Raw genomic sequence first — 20021 nt, forward strand, 5'->3', positions numbered from 1 at the left:
CCAAATTCCTTGAAAGGAATTTGCAAAAATCTTGAAAGATTTTTGGTCCTCACTCCTCCTCCGCATCCAGGAGTTCCATGTTGAGGCCGAGGCCACGCACTTCCTTGACCAGAACGTTGAACGATTCCGGGACACCCGCCTCGAAATTGTCTTCGCCCTTGACGATGGATTCGTAGACCTTGGTCCGGCCCGCCACGTCGTCCGACTTGACGGTCAGCATTTCCTGCAGGGTGTAGGCGGCGCCATAGGCTTCCAGCGCCCAGACCTCCATTTCCCCCAGACGCTGACCACCGAACTGCGCCTTGCCGCCCAGCGGTTGCTGGGTCACGAGGCTGTAGGGTCCGGTCGAGCGGGCGTGCAGCTTGTCGTCCACCAGGTGGTGGAGTTTCAGCATGTATTTCACGCCCACGGTCACCTTGCGCGCAAACTGCTCGCCGGTGCGGCCATCGAACACCACCGACTGGCCCGAGGTGTCGAACCCGGCCCGCACCAGCGCGTCGTTCACGTCGGCTTCCTTCGCCCCGTCGAACACCGGCGAGGCAATCGGAACGCCCTTGGTCACGTTGCTGGCCAATTCGACCAGATCGGCGTCGTTGCGGTCGGCGAAGGCGTCCTGATAGGTCTCGTCACCGTAGGCCAGGCGCATCGCTTCCTTGACCGGGGTCAGGTCGCCCGACCGGCGGTAGTCGCGCAGCGCATCGTCGATCTTGATGCCCAGACCGCGCGCGGCCCAGCCCATGTGGGTTTCGAGAATCTGCCCGACGTTCATCCGGCTGGGCACGCCCAGCGGGTTGAGGCAGAAATCGACCGGCGTGCCGTCCGCGAGGAACGGCATGTCCTCCATCGGCACCACCTTGGAGATCACGCCCTTGTTGCCGTGACGCCCGGCCATCTTGTCGCCCGGTTGCAGCTTGCGCTTCACCGCGACGAACACCTTGACCATTTTCATGACACCCGGAGGCAGATCGTCGCCACGGCGGACCTTTTCCACCTTGTCTTCGAACCGGTGCTCCAGCGCGCGCTTCTGCTGCTCGAACTGGTCGTGCAGGGCCTCGACTTCCTTGGCGTCGGATTCTTCACCCAGCGCCAGTTGCCAGTATTGCCCGCGCGACAGCGTGGAAAGCAGCTCCTCGTTGATCTCGGAACCGGCCTTCACGCCTTTCGGCCCCTTCACGGCAACCTTGCCCATGATGAGGGTCTTCAGGCGCGAATAGATGTTCCGCTCCAGGATCGCCAGTTCGTCGTCGCGGTCCCGCGCCAGACGTTCGACTTCTTCACGCTCGATCTGGAGCGCGCGTTCGTCCTTGTCGACGCCGTGCCGGTTGAACACCCGCACTTCGACGATGGTGCCGTAAGCCCCCGGCGGCAGGCGCAGCGAGGTGTCGCGCACGTCCGACGCCTTTTCGCCGAAGATGGCGCGCAGCAGCTTTTCTTCCGGCGTCATCGGGCTTTCGCCCTTGGGGGTGATCTTGCCCACCAGAATGTCGCCCGGCTGCACTTCGGCGCCGATATATACGATCCCGGCCTCGTCGAGGTTGCGCAAGGCTTCCTCGCCGACGTTCGGGATGTCGCGGGTGATCTCTTCCGGCCCCAGTTTCGTGTCACGCGCCGCCACTTCGTATTCCTCGATGTGGATCGAGGTGAACACGTCGTCGCGCAGGATGCGTTCGGAAATCAGGATCGAGTCTTCATAGTTGTAGCCATTCCACGGCATGAAGGCGACGACGATGTTCCGGCCAAGCGCCAGTTCACCCATGTCGGTGCAGGGGCCGTCGGCCACCACCTCGCCACGCGTCACCACATCGCCCACCTTCACCAGGGGGCGCTGGTTGATGCACGACGACTGGTTCGACCGCTTGAACTTGCGCAGACGGTAGATGTCGACGCCCGGTTCGCCCGGGTCCAGCATCTCGGTGGCGCGCACCACGATCCGCGTTGCGTCCACCTGGTCGATCACGCCGGCCCGGCGCGCCATGATGGCGGCGCCAGAGTCGCGGGCCACGACGGCCTCGATCCCGGTGCCGACGAACGGCGCATCCGATTGCAGCAGCGGCACCGCCTGACGCTGCATGTTGGACCCCATCAGCGCCCGGTTGGCGTCGTCGTTTTCCAGGAACGGGATCAGCGAGGCCGCGACCGAAACCAGCTGCTTCGGCGACACGTCGATCAGGTCGATGGCCTCCGACGGGTTCAGCATGAATTCCCCGGCTTTCCGCGAGGAAATCAGGTCATCGGTGAAACGCCCTTCGGCGTCCTGCGCCGCGTTGGCCTGCGCCACGGTGTGGCGCATTTCCTCGGTGGCCGACATGTAGACGACCTCGTCGGTCACCTTGCCGTCGATCACCTTGCGATACGGGGTCTCGATGAAGCCGTACTTGTTCACGCGGGCAAACGTGGCCAGCGAGTTGATCAGGCCGATGTTCTGGCCTTCGGGCGTTTCGATCGGACACATCCGGCCATAGTGGGTGGGGTGAACGTCGCGGACTTCGAAGCCCGCGCGTTCCCGCGTCAGACCGCCCGGCCCGAGGGCAGACAGGCGGCGCTTGTGCGTCACCTCCGACAGCGGGTTGGTCTGGTCCATGAACTGGCTAAGCTGGCTGGAGCCGAAGAATTCCCGCACCGCCGCCGCCGCCGGTTTGGCGTTGATCAGGTCTTGCGGCATGATCGTGTCGATTTCCACCGACGACATGCGCTCCTTGATCGCCCGTTCCATCCGCAGAAGGCCGACGCGGTACTGGTTCTCCATCAGCTCGCCGACCGAGCGCACCCGGCGGTTGCCGAGGTGGTCGATGTCGTCGATCTCGCCCTTGCCGTCGCGCAGTTCGGTCAGCGCCTTGATGCAGGCGATGATATCTTCGCGGCTCAGGGTGCGCTGCGTGTCGGGCGCATCCAGCACCAGACGCATGTTCATCTTAACCCGGCCCACGGCCGACAGGTCGTAGCGTTCGCTGTCGAAGAACAGCGTGTCGAACAGCTGGCTGGCGGCCTCGACCGTCGGCGGCTCGCCCGGGCGCATCACGCGATAGATGTCCATCAGCGCGGTGTCGCGACCCATGTTCTTGTCGGCGGCCATGGTGTTGCGGATGTAGGGGCCGACGTTGACGTTGTCGATGTCGAGCACCGGAATCTCGGTGATGCCCTGATCGAGCAACACCTTCAGCGTGCCACCCTTCACGCCGCCGTCGCGGTCGTATTCCATCGTCAGCTCGTCACCGGCCTCGACATAGATCTCGCCGGTCTGCTCGTTGATGATGTCTTTCGCCACATAGCGGCCAAGGATCTGGTCGAACGGCAGCAGCAGGTCGGCCACATTGCCCGCGTCGATCAGTTGCTTGACCATGCGCGGCGTCATCTTGTCGCCCGCCTTGCAGATCACCTCGCCGGTGGCCGCATCGACGATGTCATAGGTCGGCCGCGTGCCGCGCACCCGTTCGGGGAAGAACTTGGTGACCCAGCCCTTGTTCTTGACGTGGTGGAACATCACGGTTTCGTAATAGGCGTCCATGATCTGCTCCTGCCCCATGCCCAGGGCATAGAGCAGCGTCGTCACCGGCAGCTTGCGGCGACGGTCGATCCGGGCAAACACGATGTCCTTGGCGTCGAACTCGAAATCGAGCCACGACCCACGGTAGGGAATGATCCGGCAGGCAAACAGCAGCTTGCCCGAGGAATGGGTCTTGCCCTTGTCATGGTCGAAGAACACGCCGGGCGAGCGGTGCATCTGGCTGACGATCACCCTTTCGGTGCCGTTCACCACGAAGGTGCCGTTGGAGGTCATCAGGGGCATGTCGCCCATGTAGACGTCCTGTTCCTTGATGTCCTTGACCGACCGCGCGCCGGTGGTTTCATCGACATCGAACACGATCAGGCGCAGCGTCACCTTCAGCGGCGCGGCATAGGTCATGTCGCGGCTCTGGCACTCGTCAACGTCGTATTTCGGCTTTTCAAGCTCGTATTTCACGAACTCCAGAACCGAGGTCTCGTTGAAGTCCTTGATCGGGAACACCGACTGGAACACGCCCTGAATCCCGTCGCCATCGGTCGGCTTGGGGCCGTCGCCGGACTTCAGGAACAGGTCGTAAGAAGATTTCTGAACCTCGATAAGGTTCGGCATCTCGAGGACTTCACGGATTTTGCCGAAGTATCTGCGGATACGCTTCTGGCCGACGTAGCTCTGAGACATGCTCGAAGTCACCTTTCATCATTCGCGGGCGCGCACCGTCGGGGCTACGGGGCATCGCCGCTTGCGAAGCAGGGGGTAAGGTTCCATTCATGCCACCCGTCCCACCGGCTGGCTCCCGAACCTCGAACCGCGCCTTGGAAGGGGCTTGTGATCAAGCCGCTGCCAAAACCGGTTCCGTCAGACGCAGAAGGCCGGGCCCGAATTGCTTCGGACCCAGCCGGGTCTCAAAGGGTGGACGCCACCGGCATCCGCCCGATTACTTCAGCTCGACTTTCGCACCGGCGTCTTCGAGCTTCTTCTTGAAGCCTTCGGCGTCGGCTTTGGTGACGCCTTCCTTGACCTTGCCACCGGCTTCGACCATGTCCTTGGCTTCTTTCAGCCCAAGACCGGTGATCGCACGGACTTCCTTGATCACGTTGATCTTGTTCGGGCCGGCTTCCAGCAGCACGACATCGAATTCGGTCTGCTCTTCCACCGGGGCGGCGGCGGCAGCGGCCGGACCAGCGACCATCACGGCGCCGCCAGCGGCGGGCTCGATGCCATACTTGTCCTTCAGGATGGTTTTCAGTTCTTGCGCTTGCAGAAGGGTCAGACCGACGATGTCTTCCGCGAGTTTGTTCAGATCAGCCATTTTCTGTTCCGTTCCATTAAGATGGGTTCCAACGAGGTGGGGTCAACCCACGCAGGTCGTGAGATTGCTCAAGCGGCTTCCCGCTCCTCCAGGGTGGAGAGGATGCCGGCGATAGCCGCAGCAGGCGCGCCAATGGCCCCGGCGATGCTCGACGCGGGCGCACCGATGCACGAAACGATCTGAGCAAGCAGCTCTTCACGCGACGGCATGGCGGCCACGGCTTTCACACCGGCCGGATCCAGAACCACGTTGCCCATCGCCCCGCCAAGAATAACGAACTTTTCGTTGGTCTTGGCATAGGCTTCCGTGACCTTCGCCGCAGCGACGGGGTCCTCGGAATAGGCAAGCACGGTCATGCCCGTCAGAAGTTCACCCATGCCTTGGCCGGGTTTGCCTTCAAGGGCGATTCTGGCGAGCTTGTTCTTGGCGACGCGTACGGACCCGCCTACTTCACGCATCTTTGCGCGCAGGGCCTGCATCTGAGCAACCGTGATACCTGCGTAGTGTGCTACCACGACCACGCCAGAGCTTTCGAAGATCTGGCCGAGTTCGTCGACCACTTTCTCTTTCTGGGCTCTATCCACAGTTTCACTCCAAGGTTGGGGGTTTCCCCCCGGCTCATGTATGCCCCGGAAAAGGGGGCGTTCGGGTCCGTGACAAGGTCCCGAGGCCAGAACCACCCGAGGAAACCCCCGAACAATCCGTCTCGTTCCCCATCTCAGGCAGGAAATTAAGGCCGCATGGCCACCCACCGTCTCGGACAGGACAGGGCGGTTCCTTGCGGGCCGCCCCGCCATTCACCCGACCCGAGGGCCGGAGAATTTCGCAAGGTGCGCAATGCTGCGCACCCCTTGTGTCAGCGCGCGGTGGCCGACGTCAGGTCCACGGTCACGCCGGGGCCCATGGTCGAGGACAGCGACACCTTCTTGAGGTACGAGCCCTTGGCACCCGACGGCTTGGCGCGCGTCACGGCTTCCACGAAGGCGCGCACGTTCTGCGCCAGCTTGTCGTCGTCGAACGAGATCTTGCCGACACCGGCATGGATAACGCCGGCCTTCTCGACCTTGAACTGCACTTCGCCGCCCTTGGCATTGCCCACGGCGCCCGCCACGTCCATCGTCACGGTCCCGACCTTGGGGTTCGGCATCAGGTTGCGCGGCCCGAGAATCTTGCCCAGACGGCCGACCAGCGGCATCATGTCCGGCGTTGCGATGCAACGGTCGAACTCGATCTTGCCGCCCTGGATGGCTTCCATCAGGTCTTCGGCGCCAACGATGTCGGCCCCGGCCTTCTTGGCCTCGTCAGCCTTCAGGCCGCGTGCAAAGACCGCGACGCGAACCGTCTTGCCCGTGCCGTTCGGCAGGGTGACCACGCCACGCACCATCTGGTCGGCGTGACGCGGGTCAACCCCGAGGTTCATCGCGATTTCCAGCGTCTCGTCGAACTTGGCCGAAGCCGCCTTCTTGATCAGCGCCACAGCAGCCTCGACCGAGATCAGGTCTTTGGCGACAAAGGCTTCCCGCGCGACGCGGGTACGTTTTCCAAGCTTTGCCATGACTTACCCCTTGACCTCGATACCGCAGGATCTCGCCGAGCCCAGAATGGTCTGCATCGCGGCCTCGATCGAGGTGGCGTTCAGATCCTTCATCTTGGCTTCGGCAATGGCGCGGATCTGCGCCACGGTGACCGAACCGGCAACAGTATGCCCCGGCTTGACCGACCCCTTGGCGCGGTTGCGCTTGCCGACCTGCGGCAGGCCCGCGGCCTTCTTCAGCATGAACGAAGCAGGCGCCGTCTTGAATTCCAGGCTGAACGACTTGTCCTGGTAATAGGTGATGATCACCGGCGTGGGCGTGCCGGGTTCAAGGTCGGCGGTCTTCGCGTTGAATTCCTTCACGAAGGCCATGATGTTCAGGCCGCGCTGGCCCAGGGCCGGGCCGACCGGCGGCGACGGGTTGGCTTGCGCCGCCTTGACTTGCAGCTTCAGGCTGCCGATGACTTTCTTGGCCATGTGGCCTCTCCTCTTTTCACCGTTGTTCCGCGACTTGCGGAGACCCCGCGTATCCGGGATCAGGTTTAGTGGTCCGGTCCGTCATGGCCTTGCGGCCACGCTCGCCTCCCACGCGATGCACGTCAGGTGTTTTTCGACACCTGCGTGAATTCCAGTTCGACCGGGGTCGCCCGGCCGAAGATCGACACGGTCACCTTCAGGCGGCTGTGGTCTTCGTCCACATCTTCCACCATGCCCGAAAAGCCCTCGAACGGGCCGTCGGTGACCTGCACCAGCTCGCCGATCTCGAACCGGATCAGGTTGCGGGGCGCTTCAAGCCCTTCCTCGACACGGTTCAGGATAGCGTTCACCTCGGCGTCGCGCATCGGCATCGGCTTGCCCTGCGGACCAAGAAATCCCGTGACGCGGTTGATCGACGAAATCAGGTGATAGCCGCGGCTGCTCATTTCCATGCGCACCAGCACATAGCCCGGCATGAAACGGCGCTCGGACGTGACCTTCTTGCCGCGGCGGACCTCGATCACTTCCTCGGTCGGAACCATGACCTCTTCGATCTCGTCCTCGAGCCCGGCATCGGCCACGGCCTGCTTGATCTGCTCGGCGATCTTCTTCTCGAAGTTCGAGAGAACGCTCACCGAATACCACCGCTTGGCCATGCCTCAGTCACCTTTCCATCCAGAGGCACATCCCCCGGAGCTTGTCTTTTTCCAGCGGTTTATCCGCAAGTTTCCGGAACAAAAAACAGCGCGCAACCGAATCGCTGCACGCCTGTTCCCGTCAATGAGAGGCCCGGATACAGGTCCGCCCTCGCAAATTCAAGCGAAAAGGCGGCGGCCGTCAGCCGAAGCTGTTCAGCACGGCGCTCAGCCCGCTGCGGATCGCCAGATCCACCAGCGAAAAGAACGTGGCGGTCAGCGCGGCCATGATGAACACCATGATGGTGGTCAGAACCACTTCCCGCCGCGACGGCCAGATCACCTTGGCGATTTCGCCGCGCGTCTGCTGGATGAACTGGAGGGGGTTCGCCTTTGCCATCGTCTCGTCCTGACATCTCGTTCGTTCGGGGGCAGATACGTGCTTTCTCGGCCGGAATCAAGCCCGGCAGCCACCGCGGCCCGCATTGCGCATCTGACGGAAAGGCTTGGCAGGAGTTGGGGGACTCGAACCCACGACCCTCGGTTTTGGAGACCGATGCTCTACCAACTGAGCTAAACTCCTGTGCCTTCCCGCGAGGTATTGCACCCGCGCGGCGAAATCAAGGCCCAAGTTTTGCCCGCCCGTCGATTGCGACCTCAGGTCTCCATCGCGGCAATGTCGGCGGCGGCAATGGCGTCCAGCCGCGCTGCAATCCGTTCGGTCGGCCAGTGCCACCACGCCAGCGCCAGAAGCCGCGCGATCACCCCGGGCGCGAACCGCAGCCGGATCACCCGGGCCGGATTGCCCGCGACAATGGCATAGTCGGGCACGTCGCCCCCCCACCACGGCCCCCGCCCCGACAATCACGCCATGCCCCAGCCGCGCGCCGGGCAGAATCAGCGCGCCGTGGCCGATCCAGACATCGTGGCCGATCCCCGTATCGGGCAGATCGGTGAAGCCGACCTTGAACGGCTCCAGCGCGGCGGGGTCGAAGATCGCGAAAGGATAGGTCGAAAGCCCGCCCGTCGCGTGATTGGCCGAAGCGGTGATGAAGCGCACGCCATGGGCAATCTGGCAAAAGCGGCCGAGCTTCAACCGCTCCGGCGCGCCGGGATAGGTGTAGGGCGCCAGCCGCGCCGCCCAGTCGTCGGGCGGGTCGAAGTCATTGGCATAGCTGTGGTCGCCGACCATGATGTTCGGATGGTCGATCACCCGGTTCAGATGCACGATGCAGCGGTTTTCGCTGCCATCGGCAAAGCGCATCGGATGCCGCAGGGCGGGATTCAGGAAGGTCATGGGAGTCTCCGGTTCCGGTTTCGGGAAAATCAGAACGGAAAGTTCACCATTGTGGCCTCCATCGGATATCGGACCAGCCTGGCGCAAGCCGCACCGGCAGAAAAGAGGAAGGCGCGCGAGGTTGCCCCCGCGCGCCCTGACCGTCTGTCGCCGGTGTCAGGCGATGATTTTCGAGACGACGCCTGCACCGACGGTGCGGCCGCCTTCACGGATGGCGAAGCGCAGTTTTTCTTCCATGGCGATCGGCTGGATCAGTTCCACGTTGAACTTCAGGTTGTCGCCCGGCATCACCATTTCGGTGCCTTCCGGCAGTTGCACGGTGCCGGTCACGTCGGTGGTGCGGAAGTAGAACTGCGGGCGGTAGTTGGCGAAGAACGGCGTGTGGCGGCCGCCCTCTTCCTTGGTCAGGATGTAGGCTTCGGCTTCGAACTTGGTGTGCGGCTTCACCGAGCCGGGCTTGCACAGCACCTGCCCGCGCTCGATGCCCTCGCGGTCGACGCCGCGCAGCAGCAGGCCGACGTTGTCGCCCGCCTGGCCCTGGTCCAAGAGCTTGCGGAACATCTCGACGCCGGTGCAGACCGTCTTCTTGTTCGGGCGAATGCCGACGATCTCGACTTCCTCGCCAACCTTGACGATGCCGCGCTCGATCCGGCCGGTGGCAACCGTGCCGCGGCCCGAGATCGAGAACACGTCCTCGACCGGCATCAGGAACGGCTGGTCAACCGCACGCGCCGGGGTCGGGATATACTCGTCGACCGCCTTCATCAGCGCGCGGACCGAGTCCTCGCCGATGTCCTTGCGCATGCCGATCATCGCCTGGTGGGCCGAGCCCTTGATGATCGGAATGTCGTCGCCCGGGTATTCGTAGGACGACAGCAGTTCGCGGATTTCCATCTCGACCAGTTCGATCAGTTCCTCGTCATCGACGAGGTCGATCTTGTTCATGTAGACGACCATGTAGGGAATGCCGACCTGACGGCCGAGCAGGATGTGCTCGCGCGTCTGCGGCATCGGGCCGTCCGAGGCCGCAACCACCAGGATCGCGCCGTCCATCTGCGCCGCGCCGGTGATCATGTTCTTCACATAGTCGGCGTGGCCGGGGCAGTCGACGTGGGCGTAGTGGCGGTTCTCGGTCTCGTATTCCACATGCGCGGTCGAGATCGTGATCCCGCGCGCCCGCTCTTCCGGCGCGCCGTCGATCTGGTCGTAGGCCTTGAACTCGCCGAAATACTTGGTGATCGCCGCCGTCAGCGTCGTCTTGCCGTGGTCAACGTGGCCGATCGTGCCGATGTTGACGTGCGGTTTGTTGCGTTCAAACTTTGCCTTTGCCATAGCGGCGCCTCGCGGATTTGGGGGGCCCCGAAACAGGGCCTCGAACTACACCGCGCGGCACTTAGCCATGAAAGACGGGGAAATCAAGCCTCAGTTGGCCGGTACGACCAGCGGCGCCGGGGCAGGTTGCACTGCGGGTGCCGTGCGTGGCCCGGAAACCACCGTCGGCGCGGGTCCGGCGCTGGCGCTGGGGGTGGGCGGCAGGCCGAACCATTCGGGGTTCTGCAACAGCCACAGCTCCACCGACTTCACGGCGTTGTAGGACAGGGCCTCCATCTGCTGCGCCTTGGTGCGGGTGATTCCGGTGCCGATCACCGATTCCCCCGACAGGCTTTCGAACACGGTAAGCTGCTTGCCCTCGGGGTTCAGCTTCAGCTGCGCCGCGTCGTCCCAGATGTTGGCGGTGATCACCAGCACCGACTTCGGCGCCGCCACCACCGGAATCCCCGGAGGCGCCAGCGCATAGCCGTCGACCGAGATGCCGATGTTGTAAAGCTTGCTGCCGTCGTAGCGGCCGAACCGGGCATCGACCGCCTTTTTCATCACGGCCTCCCATTCCTCGACCGTGGCCTTGCGCGAGATCGGCACCATCTGCACATTGTCGGCAACGACGATGTTCAGCCCCAGGGCAAAATTGCCGAGGTTGGCGGTGGGTTCGGCAAGGTCGTTGTTCTCGCAGCCCGCCAGCAGCCCGAGGCCAAGGCACAGGGCCAGAATGCGCGTGTGGATCATGACGGTTTTCCTGAGGCAGCCGGGCGTGGCGCTTCCCGTCCAATAGCGGCTTGTCCCGCGCGGCGCAACCACGCCGACCTGGCAGCCGCCGACCGGCGCCCTACCTTCCCGGCATCGCGCCGGAGACCGCCATGACCGAACCCCTCCCCTACCCCGTCCGCGTGCCGCTGGGCACCCGACCGCTGGGCCTGCTCGGCTCGCTGAAAGCGGCGCGGCGCAATGTGCTGGAACTGATTCCGCAAAGCGCCACCCACCTGCCGCTGGTTTCCGGGCAGTCGGGCAAACGCTGGCACATGGTGATGGACCCGGCGACGCTTCGCCGCATCCTGCGCGACAGGGTCGAGGACTACCCGAAATCGGTGGTGACCCGGCTGATCCTCGAACCCGCCATCGGCGACAGCCTGTTCGTAGCCGAAGGTGCCGACTGGTTGTGGCAGCGCCGCACCGCCGCCCCTGCATTCTCGCAGCGCAACATCGCCGCGCTGGCACCGGTGATGACGGCGGCGGCAAGCAACGCCAGCGACAGGCTCGCCCGCGTGGCGCGACCCGGCGGCGCGCGCGCGGCAAACCTGTTCGACGAAATGGTGGCGGCAACCTTCGAGGTGATCTCGGACGTCACCTTTTCGGATGGCGAGGGCTTCGACCGCGCCGCGGTGCATGGCGCCATCGAGACCTACATCAACCAGATGGCGAAGGTCTCGCTGCTGGACATGCTGGGCGCGCCTTCGTGGGTGCCGCGCCCGTCGCGGGTGTTCGCGGGCAGCGGGATGCAGGACATGAAGCGCGCCGCCGATGCCGCGATCGACGACCGCCGCCGCCTCGGCGCGCGCCCGGTGCCCGACCTGCTCGACCTGCTGCTGGCAGGCGAGGACCCGCGGTCGGGGCGAAAGATGACCACCGCCGAATTGCGCGACAACCTGCTGACCTTCATCGTGGCCGGGCATGAAACCACGGCGCTGACGCTGGCCTGGGCGCTTTACCTCTGCGCCTTCGACCCGGCAGTGCAGGACGCGGCGCGCGCCGAGGCGAAGGCGGTGCTGGGCAGCCGCGCCGCCACGGCCGGCGACATGGCCGCCCTGCCACTGACCCGCCGCATCGTGGACGAGGCGCTGCGCCTCTATCCGCCCGCAGGCTTCCTGTCGCGCACCGCCCGAGCACACGACACGCTCTGCGGCACCGAAATCCGCCCCGGCGATACCGTGATGCTGCCGATCTACGCGCTGCACCGCCATCACCTGCTCTGGTCCGACCCCGACCGGTTCGACCCGAAACGCTTCGCCGACCCGAAGGCCATCGACCGCTTCGCCTACCTGCCGTTCGGCGACGGCCCCCGCATCTGCATCGGCGCGAATTTTGCCCTGCAGGAGGCAGTGATCATCCTCGCCACCCTGCTTGGCCGCTTCCGTTTCGCGCCGGTGCCGGGGCGCGCGCCGAGGCCGGTGATGATCCTGACCCTGCGCCCAGAAGGCGGCGTCTGGCTGACGGTCGAACACTGCTGAAAAATGCTGCCGTTTCTCTTTGGTCCAAATACCCCGGGGGTCCGGGGGCTGGCCCCCGGTGCCGGCCACAAGGACAAGACCGCAGATCCTTCGCACAGGAAGCCGGGGGCCAGCCCCCGGACCCCCGGGATATTTGAGCCAATGTGAAAGGCGAAAGGGGTTTGCCGAAGCACCTGTGCGGGATGGCCCCGGGTCAGGTGAAGCGGTTGTCTCTAGGAAAGCCGCGCGGGGCCATGCGGCCGGCCGTGGCGCGGGCGGCAAGCCATTCGGTCAGGTCGGCCTCGGTCCGGGTGCGCCCGGCCGGGTCTTTCCACGTCAGACCCTGCGCCAGGTTGAAGGTGATCGCGTCGATCAGCCCGCCATCCTTGTAGCGTTGCAGGCGCACGCCCTTGCCCTTGGCCATCTCGGGCAGGTCGGTCAGGGGGAACACCAGCAGCTTGCGGTTGTCGCCCACCACGGCGACGTGGTCGCCCCTTACCACCCGGCAAAGCGCCGTCTTCACGGCGTCGCGCACCGTCAGCACCGCCTTGCCTGCCCGGGTCTGTGCCACCACCTCGTCCGAGGCCACCACGAAGCCATCCCCGGCAGTCGAGGCGATCAGGAACTTCTCGCCCGGCCGCCAGATCATCAGATCGACGATTTCCGCCTCGTTGGGCAGATCGACCATCAGGCGCACCGGCTCGCCCATGCCGCGCCCGCCGGGCAGGTTGGCGCCGAGCAGGGTGTAGAAGCGCCCGTTCGACCCGACCAGCAGGATCTTGTCGGTGGTTTCGGCGTGGAACAGGAAGCGGCCCTCGTCGCCGTCCTTGAACTTGACCTCGGTATCCAGCGCGACATGGCCCTTCATCGACCGGATCCAGCCCATCTTCGAGCAGATCACGGTGATCGGCTCGCGTTCGATCATCGCCTCGTAGGGCACCTCTTCGGCGTCGGTCGCGTCGGCAAAGCGGGTGCGGCGGGCGCCATGGGTCGAGGTCTTGCCGAAGGCCTTCTGGATCTCGCGCAGTTCCGAGGCGATCTTCTTCCATTGCAGCCGGTCGTCGGCCAGCAGGTCGTCGAGTTCCGCCCGTTCGCGCATCAGGTCGTCGCGCTCGCGGATCAGTTCAAGTTCTTCCAGCCGCCGCAGCGACCGCAGGCGCATGTTCAGGATCGCCTCGGTCTGCACTTCGGACAACTCGCCCTCGCCGGGCGGGGGCGAGACATAATCCTTTTCCGACATGGCGCGCGGCTGCGGCCGACCCCAGTCCTGCGCCATCAGCGCGCGCTTGGGGTCTTCGTCATAACGGATGATGTCGATCACCCGGTCGAGATTCAGGAAGGCGATGATGAAGCCTTCCAGAATTTCCAGCCGGTGGTCGATCTTCGCCAGACGGTGGCGACTGCGGCGTTGCAGCACGTCGCGGCGGTGATCGAGAAAGGCGCGCAGCACCTCTTTCAGGCTGCACACCTTGGGCGTGCGGCCGTCGATCAGCACGTTCATGTTCAGGCTGAACCGGATCTCCAGATCGGAGTTGCGGAACAGCATCCCCATCAGCATGTCGGGGTCGACGGTCCTCACCCGGGGTTCCAGCACGATGCGCAGGTCATCGGCCGATTCGTCGCGCACGTCGGCCAGCAGCGGCACCTTCTTGGTCTGGATTATCTCGGCCAGCTTCTCGATCAGCCGCGATTTCTGCACCTGATAGGGAATCTCGGTGACCACGATCTGCCACATGCCCCGGCCGAGGTCTTCGACCGACCAGCTTGCCCGCAGACGGAAGCTGCCGCGCCCGGTGCGGTAGGCCTCAAGAATGTTGGCGCGCGGCTCGACGATCACGCCGCCGGTCGGGAAATCGGGGCCGGGCACCAGCGCCACCAGATCGGCGTCCGGCACCTCGGGCGACTTGATCATCACCTGGCAGGCGTCGATCAGTTCGTGCAGGTTGTGCGGCGGGATGTTGGTCGCCATGCCGACCGCGATGCCGCTCGACCCGTTGGCCAGCAGGTGCGGAAAGGCGGCGGGCATCACCACCGGCTCTTCCAGCGTGCCGTCGTAGTTCGGGCGGAAGTCGACCGCGTTTTCCGCCAGCCCTTCCATCAGGGCCTCGGCCATCGCCGTCAGCCGGGCCTCGGTGTAGCGCGAGGCCGCAGGGTTGTCGCCGTCGATGTTGCCGAAGTTGCCCTGCCCGTCGACCAGCGGGTAGCGCACGTTGAAATCCTGTGCGAGGCGGGCCATCGCGTCATAGATCGCCACGTCACCGTGCGGGTGGTAGTTGCCCATCACGTCGCCGGAAATCTTGGCCGACTTGCGGAAGCCCCCGGTCGGTGACAGTTTCAGCTCGCGCATGGCGTAGAGGATGCGACGGTGCACCGGCTTCAGCCCGTCACGGGCATCGGGCAGCGCGCGGTGCATGATGGTGGACAGCGCATAGGTCAGATAACGCTCGCCGATGGCGCGGCGCAGCGGTTCCGACAGCAGTACGGGCTCGATCTTGGGGTCTTCAGGCGTATCGGTCATGGATGTGGTGTAGTCGGGCCGCGCTCGCCGGTCCAGACGATATTGGGGGCGCAAAAGGCAAGGTCCTGCGCAATTTTCCGCCTACGCACAGGAAAGTCATGGTAAAGAAATATCATTCCGAGTGAATCAGGTGCCCCGATGCTGCGACTTACCGCCCTGTTGTGCGTGACGATGTTCCTGACCCTGCTGATCGGCGGGCGTGACTATGGGCAGCAGCGCCCCGGTCTGGCGGCAGCACTGCTCACGGCTGTGGACGCTCCCGCAGCGCAGCCGGTTGCACCACCGGACGCGGTGCAGGACGTGGTTCCCGCAGCCTATCTGCCACGGTCGCCGCAAGTGGTGACACCCCAGATCCCGGCCCCCGTCTTTGTGGCAACCCCCGCCCCCGCACCGGCCGCCGCGGCCACCCCGGTCTGGTATGTCACCGCAGGCGCGGTGAACGTGCGGGAAGGCCCGTCCACCGATTACGCGGTGGTCGGCAGGCTGACCCGGGGCGAGGCCGCGCTGGTGGTCTGGCACGAGGATGACGGCTGGGCCCGCATCCGCATCGAGGGCGACGGCATCGAAGGCTTTGTCGCAACCCGGTTTCTGGCACCCGAGTCGGCCCCCGGCAACTGACCCATCCGTTTGCCTCTGCCGCGCAAAAGCCCTAGCAAGCGGGCGAACAGCGCGGGAGAGACCATGACCAGACGCAGCATCCTGATCACCGGCTGTTCCTCGGGAATCGGCCTCGATGCGGCGCGGAGCCTGCAGGCAAGGGGCTGGCGCGTGTTCGCCACCTGCCGCCAGCAGGCCGATTGCGACAGGCTGCGCGCCGAAGGGCTGGAAAGCTTCGTGCTCGACTATGCCGACGAGGCCAGCATCGCGGCGGCGGTGGCCGAGGTGCAGGCCCGCACCGGCGGCACGCTCGATGCGCTTTACAACAACGGCGCCTTTGCCTGCCCGGGGGCGGTGGAAGACCTGCCGCGCGACGCCCTGCGCGCGATCTTCGAGACCAACCTGTTCGGCTACCACGACCTGACGCGCCGGGTGATCCCGCTGATGCGGGCGCAGGGGCACGGGCGGATCGTCAACTGCTCTTCGGTGCTGGGGCTGGTCGCGATGAAGTGGCGCGGCGCCTATGTCGCGACCAAGTTCGCGATGGAAGGGCTGACCGACGTGCTGCGTCTGGAAATGCACGGCACCGGCATCAGGGTGATCCTGATCGAGCCCGGCCCCGTCACCTCCTCGATCCGCGTCAACGCGATCCCGCATTTCGAACGCTGGATCGACTGGCGCGCCTCGGCCCGCGCCGACGAATACCGCGGCCTGCTCGACCGGCTTTACACCGCGCGCGGGCCGGACCGGTTCGAACTGCCCGCCTCGGCGGTCACCGCCCGGCTGATCCTGGCGCTTGAGCATCCGAACCCGAAGGCCCGCTATTTCGTCACCACCCCTACCATTGTGATGAACATCGCGCGCCGGGTGCTGCCGACTGCGGCGCTGGACTGGCTGATCCGCAAGGGGTGATGCGCGGCATTCCAGGCTTCCAACGAAGATTTCCGTGCCCCGCCGCCCCGGACCGTGCCAAAGTCCGGGTTCGCCTTTCGGGCGCAGCCTGCTACATCAGACCGGCAAGACAGGAGAGGCCATGCTCAGGGACCCGCTATTCATCGTTGCCGCCTTCGCCTCTCTGGGGGTGCTGGTGATCCTGCTGATCGGCATCGGCGGCTTCGCGCGCGGCGGCGAGTTCAACCGCAAGCATTCCAACCGCCTGATGCGCTACCGCATCGCGGCGCAGGCGCTGGCGGTGCTGCTGATCGTGGGCTTCGCCTGGGCCCGGTCCAAAGGGGGCAACTGATGGTCGTTCTGAACCGCATCTACACCAAGACCGGCGACGCGGGCGAAACCGCGCTCGGCAATGGCGCGCGGGTCGCCAAGCATTCGACCCGGGTCAACGCCTATGGCACGGTCGATGAAACCAACGCCTGCGTCGGCCTTGCCCGCCAGCATTCGGGCGGCGAGATGGACGCGGCCCTGCAACGCATCCAGAACGACCTGTTCGATCTGGGCGCCGACCTCTGCCGCCCCGACATGGAACGCGACGCCGATGCGGGCTACACCCCCCTGCGCATCATCGCGCCGCAGGTGGCGCGGCTGGAGGCGGAAATCGACACGATGAACGCCCGCCTTGCCCCGTTGCGCAGCTTCATCCTGCCCGGCGGCAGCCCGCTTGCCGCGCAGATGCACCTCTGCCGCACCGTCAGCCGCCGCGCCGAACGGCTGGTGGTCGAACTGGCCACGATGGAATCGGTCAACCAGGAGGCGGTGAAATACCTCAACCGCCTGTCGGACTGGTTCTTCGTCGCGGGCCGCATCGCCAATGACGAGGGCCGCGCCGACGTGCTCTGGGTGCCCGGCCTGACCCGGGGCTGAGGCCCCGGGCCCGAAAAACGCGGCGTCGCACCGCCGGTACCTGTCGGTTTTGGTCTGTTGCCCCCGGCGCGGGCCGGCTAATACCGCAACGGAATGCTTGCTTTGGCCCCGCCCCGGCGTGGCCCCCAACAGGAGATTTGCGCGGATGAAGGTTCTGGTGCCTGTCAAACGGGTGATCGACTACAACGTGAAGGTTCGCGTCAAGGCGGACGGGTCCGGGGTCGATCTGGCCAACGTGAAGATGTCGATGAACCCCTTCGACGAGATTGCGGTGGAAGAGGCGATCCGTCTGCGGGAAAAGGGCGTTGCCACCGAGGTGATCGTGGTGTCGATCGGCGTCAAGCAGGCACAGGAAACCCTGCGCACCGCGCTGGCGATGGGGGCGGACCGCGCCATCCTGATCCTGGCCGCCGATGACACGCAAACCGACATCGAGCCGCTGGCCGTGGCCAAGCTGCTGAAGGCGGTGGTCGAGGCCGAAGCGCCGGGCATCGTGCTTTGCGGAAAGCAGGCGATCGACAACGACATGAATGCCACCGGCCAGATGCTGGCGGCGCTGCTGGGCTGGTCGCAGGGCACCTTCTGTTCCGAACTCGCCATCGAGGGCGATCACGCGCTGATCACCCGCGAGGTTGACGGCGGGATGCAGACCATCAAGGTGAAGATGCCGACCATCGTCACCGTCGATCTGCGGCTGAACGAACCGCGCTATGCCAGCCTGCCCAACATCATGAAGGCCAAGAAGAAGCCGCTGGAGGAAAAGACCGCCGCCGACTACGGCGTCGATGTCTCCCCGCGCCTGACCGTGGTGAAGACCGCCGAACCGGCAGGCCGCAAGGCCGGCGTCCGGGTCGGGTCGGTCGATGAACTGATTGCAAAACTCAAAGACGAAGCGGGGGTGATCTGATGGCCGTTCTTCTGATTGCCGAAGTGACCGGCGGCACGCTGGGCGCCGACAGCACCGCCAAGGCGCTGACTGCGGCCAAGGCACTGGGCGACGTGACACTGCTGGTGGCGGGCACGGATGTCGCTGCGGCCGCGGCCGAGGCGGCAGGCTTTGTCGGCGTGTCGAAGGTGCTGGTGGCCGACGATGCCGCCTATGGCAACGGCCTGGCTGAACCGCTGGCCGACCTGCTGATGTCGCTGGCGCCGGGCTACAGCCACATCCTGGCCCCGGCGACCGCCGCCGCCAAGAACGTGCTGCCGCGCGTGGCGGCCCTGCTCGACGTGATGGTGATGACCGATGTCACCGCCATCATCGACGCCGACACGTTCGAGCGCCCGATCTACGCGGGCAACGCCGTGCAGACGGTGAAATCGTCGGATGCGACCAAGGTCGCCACGATCCGCACCGCGACCTTCGAGGCTGCGGCCAAGGGCGCTGCCGCCCCCGTGGAAAGCATCGCGGCGGCGGGCGACAAGGGCCTGTCGTCCTGGGTCGAGGACAAGGTCGCCTCGTCCGACCGCCCCGAACTGACCAGCGCCGGCATCGTGGTGTCGGGCGGGCGCGGCGTGGGTTCGGAAGAAAGCTTCGAACTGATCGCCAGCCTCGCCGACAAGCTGGGTGCCGCCGTCGGTGCCAGCCGCGCCGCGGTGGACAGCGGCTATGCCCCGAACGACTGGCAGGTGGGCCAGACCGGCAAGGTCGTGGCGCCGAACCTTTACATCGCGGTCGGCATCTCGGGCGCGATCCAGCATCTGGCCGGGATGAAGGACAGCAAGGTGATCGTCGCGATCAACAAGGACGAAGAGGCGCCGATCTTCCAGGTGGCCGACTACGGGCTTGTGGCCGACCTGTTCACCGCCGTGCCGGAACTGATCAAGAAGCTCTGACCCCGCACGGGATCGGCAGACCGGGCGCCCCGCAGCGGGCGCCCGTTTTCGTTACAGCATCTGCAACAGCGCATCGCCCAACCGCTGCGCCACCTCGCGGTGCACGGCCGGTCCCGGCACCTCTGCGGCGGCAGGGCGGTCCAGCGGGGCGAAGGCCATGCCTTCGGTCCCCGCCGCGCGGGCAGCAGGGCTGCTGATCACCTCCAGATAGGCGCTGGCATGGACCCGGGCCGCCGCGATCATCCCGGCATCCACCAGCAGCGGGTCGCGCGTCAGCTCCGCCCGCCGCCCCGGTGCATCCGGCGGATGCGCCCCCAGCCACAGCAGCAGCGACTTCCCCGGCAGCCGCTCCAGCAGCAGCGTCATCCGCGCCACCCACACGCTGCGCAGTTCTTCCGCGACGGTCTCGAATCGTTCGGCCGAGACCGACTGCAACGATTGCAGCATGTGGCGCGTGAAATGGAATTCGGTGAAATCGACCTCGCGATACAGATTGCGCAACAGCGGCGAGGCCCGCAGAAACCGGTCATTGCGGCGCGGATGCACCGCGTAGAAGCGGTTCGACAGATTCTGCGCCCCGACGATCTGAACGACGGTCACCTGCGCCTTCACCGCGATGTCGGTCACGGCCGGTTCGTTCACATAGACATCCAGACCCGCATTCACGCAGCCCAGATTCACCATGCGGAGCCCGGTCGCCGCCTCCACCAGCGCCGGATAGGGTTCCACCACGAATTTGCCATAGGTCTCCGTCCCCCCCAGGACCGCGACATACGGCCGCTCAAGATCGCGGCAGGGGCCGCGAAACAGCAGTTTCGACTTGCCATAACGGCATGGAAAATAATCCAGGGCCCCGCCGCCCGGATACGCATAAGCCATGTTACCCACCCAGATTCACTTCACCCGGGGCACAGCCTGACGCAAAGCCGTTGCCAAACAGCTAAATCGCGCATTCG

At 65.3% G+C, this 20021-nt stretch carries 18 protein-coding genes, 1 tRNA gene and 1 pseudogene; 7 read left to right on the forward strand and 13 right to left on the reverse strand.

All coding sequences use genetic code 11. The features are described 5' to 3' along the window. Positions 1–49: 49 nt before the first annotated feature. The 11 genes and pseudogenes from rpoB to RNZ50_05505 form a co-directional block, all read right to left on the reverse strand. The gene (gene rpoB / locus RNZ50_05455) at positions 50–4183 is read right to left on the reverse strand and encodes a DNA-directed RNA polymerase subunit beta (protein MDT8854486.1); all 4134 of its coding nucleotides are present in this window, start codon (positions 4181–4183) and stop codon (positions 50–52) included. A 256-nt stretch (positions 4184–4439) separates the two neighbouring features. Continuing rightward, on the reverse strand, positions 4440–4814 hold the full coding sequence (gene rplL / locus RNZ50_05460; GenBank protein MDT8854487.1) for a 50S ribosomal protein L7/L12: 375 nt from the start codon (positions 4812–4814) through the stop codon (positions 4440–4442). Between the two features lie 68 nt (positions 4815–4882). Next, positions 4883–5398, reverse strand: a complete 516-nt coding sequence (gene rplJ / locus RNZ50_05465; GenBank protein MDT8854488.1) for a 50S ribosomal protein L10 — start codon at positions 5396–5398, stop codon at positions 4883–4885. 272 nt (positions 5399–5670) lie between these two features. After that, positions 5671–6369 (reverse strand): 50S ribosomal protein L1, encoded by a 699-nt coding sequence (gene rplA / locus RNZ50_05470; GenBank protein ID MDT8854489.1) that lies wholly within the window; start codon positions 6367–6369, stop codon positions 5671–5673. Between the two features lie 3 nt (positions 6370–6372). Then, entirely contained in the window at positions 6373–6825 is a 453-nt protein-coding gene (rplK, locus tag RNZ50_05475; GenBank protein MDT8854490.1) for a 50S ribosomal protein L11, read from the reverse strand. Between the two features lie 122 nt (positions 6826–6947). Further along, the gene (gene nusG, locus RNZ50_05480; protein MDT8854491.1) at positions 6948–7481 is read right to left on the reverse strand and encodes a transcription termination/antitermination protein NusG; all 534 of its coding nucleotides are present in this window, start codon (positions 7479–7481) and stop codon (positions 6948–6950) included. A gap of 181 nt (positions 7482–7662) precedes the next feature. After that, a complete protein-coding gene (secE, locus tag RNZ50_05485; GenBank protein ID MDT8854492.1) occupies positions 7663–7860 on the reverse strand; it encodes a preprotein translocase subunit SecE in 198 nt (65 codons plus the stop codon). Between the two features lie 107 nt (positions 7861–7967). Beyond that, positions 7968–8043, reverse strand: a tRNA-Trp gene (locus tag RNZ50_05490). 74 nt (positions 8044–8117) lie between these two features. Further along, positions 8118–8757, reverse strand: a pseudogene (locus RNZ50_05495) (CatB-related O-acetyltransferase). Between the two features lie 156 nt (positions 8758–8913). Next, a complete protein-coding gene (tuf, locus tag RNZ50_05500) occupies positions 8914–10089 on the reverse strand; it encodes an elongation factor Tu (GenBank protein MDT8854493.1) in 1176 nt (391 codons plus the stop codon). Between the two features lie 90 nt (positions 10090–10179). Next, the gene (locus RNZ50_05505) at positions 10180–10821 is read right to left on the reverse strand and encodes a hypothetical protein (protein MDT8854494.1); all 642 of its coding nucleotides are present in this window, start codon (positions 10819–10821) and stop codon (positions 10180–10182) included. A 131-nt stretch (positions 10822–10952) separates the two neighbouring features. Between RNZ50_05505 and RNZ50_05510 the strand changes: the two genes are divergently transcribed. Continuing rightward, a complete protein-coding gene (locus tag RNZ50_05510; GenBank protein MDT8854495.1) occupies positions 10953–12320 on the forward strand; it encodes a cytochrome P450 in 1368 nt (455 codons plus the stop codon). Between the two features lie 193 nt (positions 12321–12513). Here the strand turns inward: RNZ50_05510 and RNZ50_05515 are convergent, their stop codons facing one another. Next, positions 12514–14817, reverse strand: coding sequence for a DNA topoisomerase IV subunit A (locus RNZ50_05515; GenBank protein ID MDT8854496.1), 2304 nt, complete (start codon positions 14815–14817; stop codon positions 12514–12516). Between the two features lie 138 nt (positions 14818–14955). Here RNZ50_05515 and RNZ50_05520 point away from each other — a divergent pair, with 138 nt between their 5' ends. The 6 genes from RNZ50_05520 to RNZ50_05545 all read left to right on the forward strand — a co-directional run bounded on the left by RNZ50_05520 (position 14956) and on the right by RNZ50_05545 (position 19065). After that, entirely contained in the window at positions 14956–15435 is a 480-nt protein-coding gene (locus RNZ50_05520) for an SH3 domain-containing protein (GenBank protein MDT8854497.1), read from the forward strand. Positions 15436–15498: 63 nt separating this feature from the next. Beyond that, the gene (locus RNZ50_05525) at positions 15499–16326 is read left to right on the forward strand and encodes an SDR family NAD(P)-dependent oxidoreductase (protein MDT8854498.1); all 828 of its coding nucleotides are present in this window, start codon (positions 15499–15501) and stop codon (positions 16324–16326) included. A 121-nt stretch (positions 16327–16447) separates the two neighbouring features. After that, positions 16448–16657, forward strand: coding sequence for a twin transmembrane helix small protein (locus RNZ50_05530; GenBank protein MDT8854499.1), 210 nt, complete (start codon positions 16448–16450; stop codon positions 16655–16657). After that, a complete protein-coding gene (locus RNZ50_05535; GenBank protein MDT8854500.1) occupies positions 16657–17232 on the forward strand; it encodes a cob(I)yrinic acid a,c-diamide adenosyltransferase in 576 nt (191 codons plus the stop codon). Before RNZ50_05530 ends, RNZ50_05535 begins: the two co-directional genes overlap by 1 nt. Before the next feature lie 145 nt (positions 17233–17377). Beyond that, the gene (locus RNZ50_05540) at positions 17378–18139 is read left to right on the forward strand and encodes an electron transfer flavoprotein subunit beta/FixA family protein (GenBank protein MDT8854501.1); all 762 of its coding nucleotides are present in this window, start codon (positions 17378–17380) and stop codon (positions 18137–18139) included. Next, on the forward strand, positions 18139–19065 hold the full coding sequence (locus RNZ50_05545; protein ID MDT8854502.1) for an FAD-binding protein: 927 nt from the start codon (positions 18139–18141) through the stop codon (positions 19063–19065). Before RNZ50_05540 ends, RNZ50_05545 begins: the two co-directional genes overlap by 1 nt. Positions 19066–19116: 51 nt before the next feature. On the opposite strand, the gene RNZ50_05550 is transcribed toward RNZ50_05545, so the two are convergent. Then, positions 19117–19944 (reverse strand): DUF6473 family protein, encoded by an 828-nt coding sequence (locus tag RNZ50_05550; GenBank protein ID MDT8854503.1) that lies wholly within the window; start codon positions 19942–19944, stop codon positions 19117–19119. Positions 19945–20021 lie beyond the last annotated feature (77 nt).

This window comes from Paracoccaceae bacterium Fryx2, assembly GCA_032334235.1.
Lineage (GTDB): Bacteria > Pseudomonadota > Alphaproteobacteria > Rhodobacterales > Rhodobacteraceae > JAVSGI01.